Annotated in this window: 7 protein-coding genes; 4 read left to right on the top strand and 3 right to left on the bottom strand. The window is 70.6% G+C overall.

Annotated features, from left to right (window positions below; translation table 11 throughout):
- Positions 1-50: 50 nt before the first annotated feature.
- The 3 genes from ACFUEL_RS35415 to ACFUEL_RS35405 all read right to left on the bottom strand — a co-directional run bounded on the left by ACFUEL_RS35415 (position 51) and on the right by ACFUEL_RS35405 (position 2,742).
- Positions 51-1,082 (bottom strand): alanine racemase, encoded by a 1,032-nt coding sequence (locus ACFUEL_RS35415; RefSeq protein ID WP_380241640.1) that lies wholly within the window; start codon positions 1,080-1,082, stop codon positions 51-53.
- Positions 1,083-1,113: 31 nt separating this feature from the next.
- The gene (locus ACFUEL_RS35410; protein ID WP_380241638.1) at positions 1,114-2,232 is read right to left on the bottom strand and encodes a lipid II:glycine glycyltransferase FemX; all 1,119 of its coding nucleotides are present in this window, start codon (positions 2,230-2,232) and stop codon (positions 1,114-1,116) included.
- 186 nt (positions 2,233-2,418) lie between these two features.
- Entirely contained in the window at positions 2,419-2,742 is a 324-nt protein-coding gene (locus tag ACFUEL_RS35405) for a hypothetical protein (protein ID WP_380241636.1), read from the bottom strand.
- 238 nt (positions 2,743-2,980) lie between these two features.
- Here ACFUEL_RS35405 and rpsF point away from each other — a divergent pair, with 238 nt between their 5' ends.
- From rpsF to rplI, 4 genes are all read left to right on the top strand, one after another.
- The gene (gene rpsF, locus ACFUEL_RS35400) at positions 2,981-3,271 is read left to right on the top strand and encodes a 30S ribosomal protein S6 (RefSeq protein ID WP_030457607.1); all 291 of its coding nucleotides are present in this window, start codon (positions 2,981-2,983) and stop codon (positions 3,269-3,271) included.
- 101 nt (positions 3,272-3,372) lie between these two features.
- Entirely contained in the window at positions 3,373-3,942 is a 570-nt protein-coding gene (locus tag ACFUEL_RS35395; RefSeq protein WP_380241634.1) for a single-stranded DNA-binding protein, read from the top strand.
- 67 nt (positions 3,943-4,009) lie between these two features.
- A complete protein-coding gene (gene rpsR / locus ACFUEL_RS35390; protein ID WP_030457605.1) occupies positions 4,010-4,246 on the top strand; it encodes a 30S ribosomal protein S18 in 237 nt (78 codons plus the stop codon).
- A gap of 17 nt (positions 4,247-4,263) precedes the next feature.
- On the top strand, positions 4,264-4,710 hold the full coding sequence (gene rplI / locus ACFUEL_RS35385) for a 50S ribosomal protein L9 (RefSeq protein ID WP_285733940.1): 447 nt from the start codon (positions 4,264-4,266) through the stop codon (positions 4,708-4,710).
- Positions 4,711-4,734: the final 24 nt, after the last annotated feature.

Here is a 4,734-nt window from a genome sequence, read left to right as displayed (position 1 = left end):
GAGGGGGACCGTCCACCGGACGGTCCCCCTCCGCCGTGTGCGGGGCGGACCTACCGCTCGACCACCCGGTCGAAGTGGGTGGTGGTGTGGCGGACGGTCAGGGACAGCTCGTCGCCGATCGCGGGCGGCTTGAGCTCGCCGGGCAGGAACAGGATCGACACCTGCATGTGCGGCGGCTCGGCGAACCACAGTTGCCTGCCCTGCCAGGAGTACGGCGAGAGCGTCCGGTTGACGGTGGCCAGGCCGGCCCGGGCCAGCCCCTTGGCCCGCGGCAGCACCCCGTGCACGTACTTGGGCGCCTCCAGGCCGACGCCGTGCGCGGTGCCGCCGGTGGCGACCAGCAGGTGGCCCTCGGAGGGGGCCTTGTGCTGCCGGTAGCCGTAGCGCTCGCCGCGGGCGACCGGGACGACGTCCAGGACGGTGGCGCGGGAGGACAGCGCCTCCACCTCGCCGAGCCACAGCCGGGTGCCGATCCGGGAGCGGAACTCGGTGCCGGGGTGCCGCTCGGCCAGCCGCAGGCCGTCCTCGGCGGACAGGTGGCTGAGGTAGACGGTGCCGGTGGGCAGCCCGGCCCCGTCGATCGCCCGGACCAGCCGGTCCACCTCGTCCACCGGGTCGCTGCCGTCCGGCCGGTCCAGCGGCAGGTGCAGCGCGAAGCCCTCCACGGTCAGGTGCTGCACCGGCAGCCGGGGCAGTTCGCCGACCGCGACGCCGTGCCGCCGCATCGAGGTCATGCACTCGACGACGACCCGGCTCCCGGCGGGCAGCGCGGACAGCGCCTCGGCGTGCGCGACGGTGCGCACCACCCGGCCGGCGGGCAGGTCCGCCTCGGGCTGGCCGGGCCGGTAGGGGGTGAGCACCAGCAGGTCGCCGGGGAAGTCGCCGGCCACCGCGGCCGCCTCCTCGGCGCTGCCGACCGCCAGCGTCGGGACGCCCAGCCGGGCCGCCTCGGCGGCCAGCCGGGCGTTGCCGAAGCCGTAGCCGTTGCCCTTGGCGACCGGGACCAGTCCGCTGAACTCGGCCAGCAGCCCCTGCTGGTGCGCCCGCCAGCGGTCGGTGTCCACGTACATCGTCAAGGTCATGGCGTTCTCCCCGTGGTGTTCTTCAGGTGGCTCAACGACGCGACATGTAGAGGTCGAGCGCCTTGTGCAGCAGCTTGTTGAGCGGGTAGTCCCACTCGCCGAGGTACTCCGCGGCCTGGCCGCCGGTGCCGACCTTGAACTGGATCAGCCCGAACAGGTGGTCGTCCTCGTCCAGGGTGTCGCTGATCCCGCGCAGGTCGTAGACGCTCGCGCCGAGCGCGTAGGAGTCCCGGATCATCCGCCACTGGATCGCGTTGGACGGCTTGACCTCGCGCTTGTGGTTGGCGGAGGCGCCGTAGGAGTACCAGACGTGCTCGCCGACCACCAGCATCGTGGTCGCGGCCAGCGGCTCGCCCTCGTGGTAGGCGAGGTAGAGCCGCATCCGGTTCGGGTCCTCGGCGGTGAGGGACTGCCACATCCGCTGGAAGTAGGAGAGCGGCCGGGGCGTGAAGTGGTCGCGCTCGGCGGTGACCACGTACAGCTTGTGGAAGAGCGCGAGGTCCTCGTAGCCGCCCTGGACCACCTCGACGCCGCTCTTCTCGGCCTTCTTGATGTTGCGCCGCCACAGCTGGTTGAAGCCGCGCTGCACGTCGTCCAGCGAGCGGTCGCCCAGCGGCACCTGGAACACGTACCGGGGCTGGACGTCGCCGAAGCCCGCGCCGCCGTCCTCGCCCTGCAGCCAGCCGGCCCGGCGCAGCCGCTCGGCGGTCTCCAGGGCGCGCGGCTCGGCGTGGTCCGGTTCGACGTCGCGCAGCCGCTTGGCCTGCTTGCCCGCGATGGCGTCCTTGATGGTGCTGGCCTCCCAGCGGCGGACCACCACCGGCGGGCCCATCTTCACCGAGAACGCGCCCTGCGACTTCAGGTGCGCCAGCATCGGCTTCAGCCAGCGGTCGAGGTCCTGGTCGAACCAGTCGATCACCGGGCCCTCCGGCAGGTAGGCCAGGTACCGCTTCAGCTTCGGCAGCTGGCGGTAGAGGACCAGCCCGGCGCCGACGATCGCGCCGGAGGCGTCGAACCAGCCGAGGCTCTCCGCGCGCCACTCCGCCTTCACGTCCGCCCAGGAGGGCACCTGCATGTGGCTGGCCGAGGGCCGGCTCTCGATGAAAGCCAGGTGTTCCTCGCGCGTGATCGTCCGCAGTCGCAGGCTCATGCCGCGTGCTCCTCCTCGTCGGATCTACCCATGGTGACCCTATCGCCCGAATGGTCCGATTCGACCGGGAACCGACCCGACATGATGATGCCCCCCCGCACGCACCTGCTGGTACAGGTACTACGCCGGGAGGGCACCGGAGGTTGCGCGGCGGGCCGCAGGTTCACCCCCCGCCGCGCCCGGGGGTCACCACACGCCCCCGAACAGGCCGCCGTGCGCGACCCCGAGGAACAGCCCGAACGCGGCGGCGCCGGTGCCGATGACGACCGCGAAGCGCTCGGCCGTGGTCACCGAGAAGAACAGCCCGGTCAGGCCGGTGATCACACCGATCAGGCCGGTCCACGAGGTCAGGATGTGCAGGTTGTCGAAGAACGAGGTGACGAAGGCGATCACGCCGAGCAGGACGGTCACCCCGACCAGCGCGTTCTCCCGGGGGTGCGGGTGTCCGTCGGTGTTGAGGGTGAACTTCGGCCGGTGCTGCTGCCGCGGCCTCGGTGCGGCCTGTGCCATGGGGACCCACCTCCTGGGGGAGGGAACGTTCGTTCTGTCCAGGTTGCGACCGATGTGACCGAAGTGACAACCCCGGCGGCCAACTGTTTTGTCCGCCGGTCGGCTCACCCGGTAGGCTTGCCCCTCTGCACTGGTGTAGGGGTGTGCTCCGCATGCCCGCACTCACCGGTGCCGACGCGCACAACCCTCCTGCCACGGAAACGCCGTGGCCGTTGAGTCCAAAGGAGGTGGGTTACACATGCGTCACTACGAGGTGATGGTCATCCTCGACCCCTCGGTCGAGGAGCGCGCTGTCTCCCCCCTGATCGAGAGCTTCCTCAACGTCGTCCGCACCAGCGGCGGCAAGGTTGAGAAGGTCGACACCTGGGGCCGTCGTCGCCTGGCGTACGAGATCAACAAGCAGTCCGAGGGCATCTACTCGGTCATCGACCTCAAGGCCACGCCCGAGGTCGTCAAGGAGCTCGACCGCCAGTTCAGCCTGAGCGAGTCGGTTCTGCGGACCAAGGTCCTGCGCCCGGACACCCACTGAGCCCACTTCCGGCGTCCGCGCCGGAGGGCTCGCGTCCGGTGTTCCACGTGGAACACCGCTGACGAGCACCGCAGAACTCCTTTCCGAGAGGTCATCACCACATGGCAGGCGAGACCGTCATCACCCTCGTCGGCAACCTCGTCGACGACCCCGAGCTGCGCTTCACCCCGTCGGGTGCCGCGGTGGCCAAGTTCCGCATCGCGTCCACCCCGCGCACCTTCGACCGCCAGACCAACGAGTGGAAGGACGGCGAGAGCCTCTTCCTCACGTGCAACGTCTGGCGGCAGCCGGCGGAGAACGTGGCCGAGTCGCTCCAGCGCGGCATGCGCGTGATCGTGCAGGGCCGGCTGCGCCAGCGGACCTACGACACCAAGGAGGGCGAGCGGCGGACGGTCTTCGAGGTCGAGGTCGATGAGGTCGGCCCGAGCCTGCGCTCGGCGACCGCCAAGGTCACCCGCGCCAACCGCTCCGGCGGTGGCGGTGGCGGCCAGCAGGGCGGCGGCTACGGCGGCGGCGGCAACCAGGGTGGCGGCAGCTGGGGTGGCAACTCCGGCGGCGGCAACCAGGGCCCGTCCGAAGACCCGTGGGCGTCCAGCGCCCCCTCGCCCAACCAGGGCGGCGGCTGGGGTGGCAACTCCGGCGGCGGCTACTCGGAAGAACCCCCGTTCTAAGCGGTGCTCGGCCGGGCCCCCGCGGGCCCGCCGATGCTGACAGATCTCGTACTAAACGGAGCACACAATGGCGAAGCCGCCTGCTCGCAAGCCGAAGAAGAAGGTTTGCGTCTTCTGCAAGGACAAGGCCACGTACGTGGACTACAAGGACACGAACCTGCTGCGGAAGTTCATCTCCGACCGCGGCAAGATCCGTGCCCGCCGGGTCACCGGCAACTGCACCCAGCACCAGCGTGACGTCGCCACGGCCGTGAAGAACAGCCGTGAGATGGCCCTGCTGCCCTACACCTCCACCACGCGCTAAGAGAGGGTGACCGAAGAATGAAGATCATCCTCACTCACGAGGTTCCCGGCCTCGGCAGCGCCGGCGAGGTCGTCGAGGTCAAGGACGGCTACGCCCGCAACTTCCTGGTCCCGCGCGGCTTCGCCATCCGCTGGACCAAGGGCGGTCAGAAGGACGTCGACGCCATCCGTCGCGCCCGGAAGATCCACGCCATCCAGACCCTCGAGGCCGCCAACGAGGTCAAGGCCAAGCTCGAGGGCCTGCAGGTCAAGCTGGCCGTCCGCTCCGGCGAGGCCGGCCGCCTGTTCGGCTCGGTGACCCAGGCCGACGTCGTGGAGGCCATCAAGGCCGCCAGCGGCCCGGCCGTGGACAAGCGCGCCGTCGCGATCGCCTCGCCGATCAAGACCGTGGGCAGCCACAAGGTCTCGGTCAAGCTGCACGCCGACGTCCAGGCCAACCTCGACGTCAACGTCGTCGCCGCCTGAGCGCAGCAGTAGCGCAGGTCCGGA

Source organism: Kitasatospora sp. NPDC057198, from assembly GCF_042670125.1.
Classification (GTDB): domain Bacteria; phylum Actinomycetota; class Actinomycetes; order Streptomycetales; family Streptomycetaceae; genus Kitasatospora.
This window is presented reverse-complemented; position numbering and strand designations above follow the sequence as displayed.

Coding starts and splice junctions, on each gene's coding strand:
- ACFUEL_RS35415 (WP_380241640.1), bottom strand. CDS start 1,082: ATGACCTTGACGATGTACGTGGACACCGACCGCTGGCGGGCGCACCAG.
- ACFUEL_RS35410 (WP_380241638.1), bottom strand. CDS start 2,232: ATGAGCCTGCGACTGCGGACGATCACGCGCGAGGAACACCTGGCTTTC.
- ACFUEL_RS35405 (WP_380241636.1), bottom strand. CDS start 2,742: ATGGCACAGGCCGCACCGAGGCCGCGGCAGCAGCACCGGCCGAAGTTC.
- rpsF (WP_030457607.1), top strand. CDS start 2,981: ATGCGTCACTACGAGGTGATGGTCATCCTCGACCCCTCGGTCGAGGAG.
- ACFUEL_RS35395 (WP_380241634.1), top strand. CDS start 3,373: ATGGCAGGCGAGACCGTCATCACCCTCGTCGGCAACCTCGTCGACGAC.
- rpsR (WP_030457605.1), top strand. CDS start 4,010: ATGGCGAAGCCGCCTGCTCGCAAGCCGAAGAAGAAGGTTTGCGTCTTC.
- rplI (WP_285733940.1), top strand. CDS start 4,264: ATGAAGATCATCCTCACTCACGAGGTTCCCGGCCTCGGCAGCGCCGGC.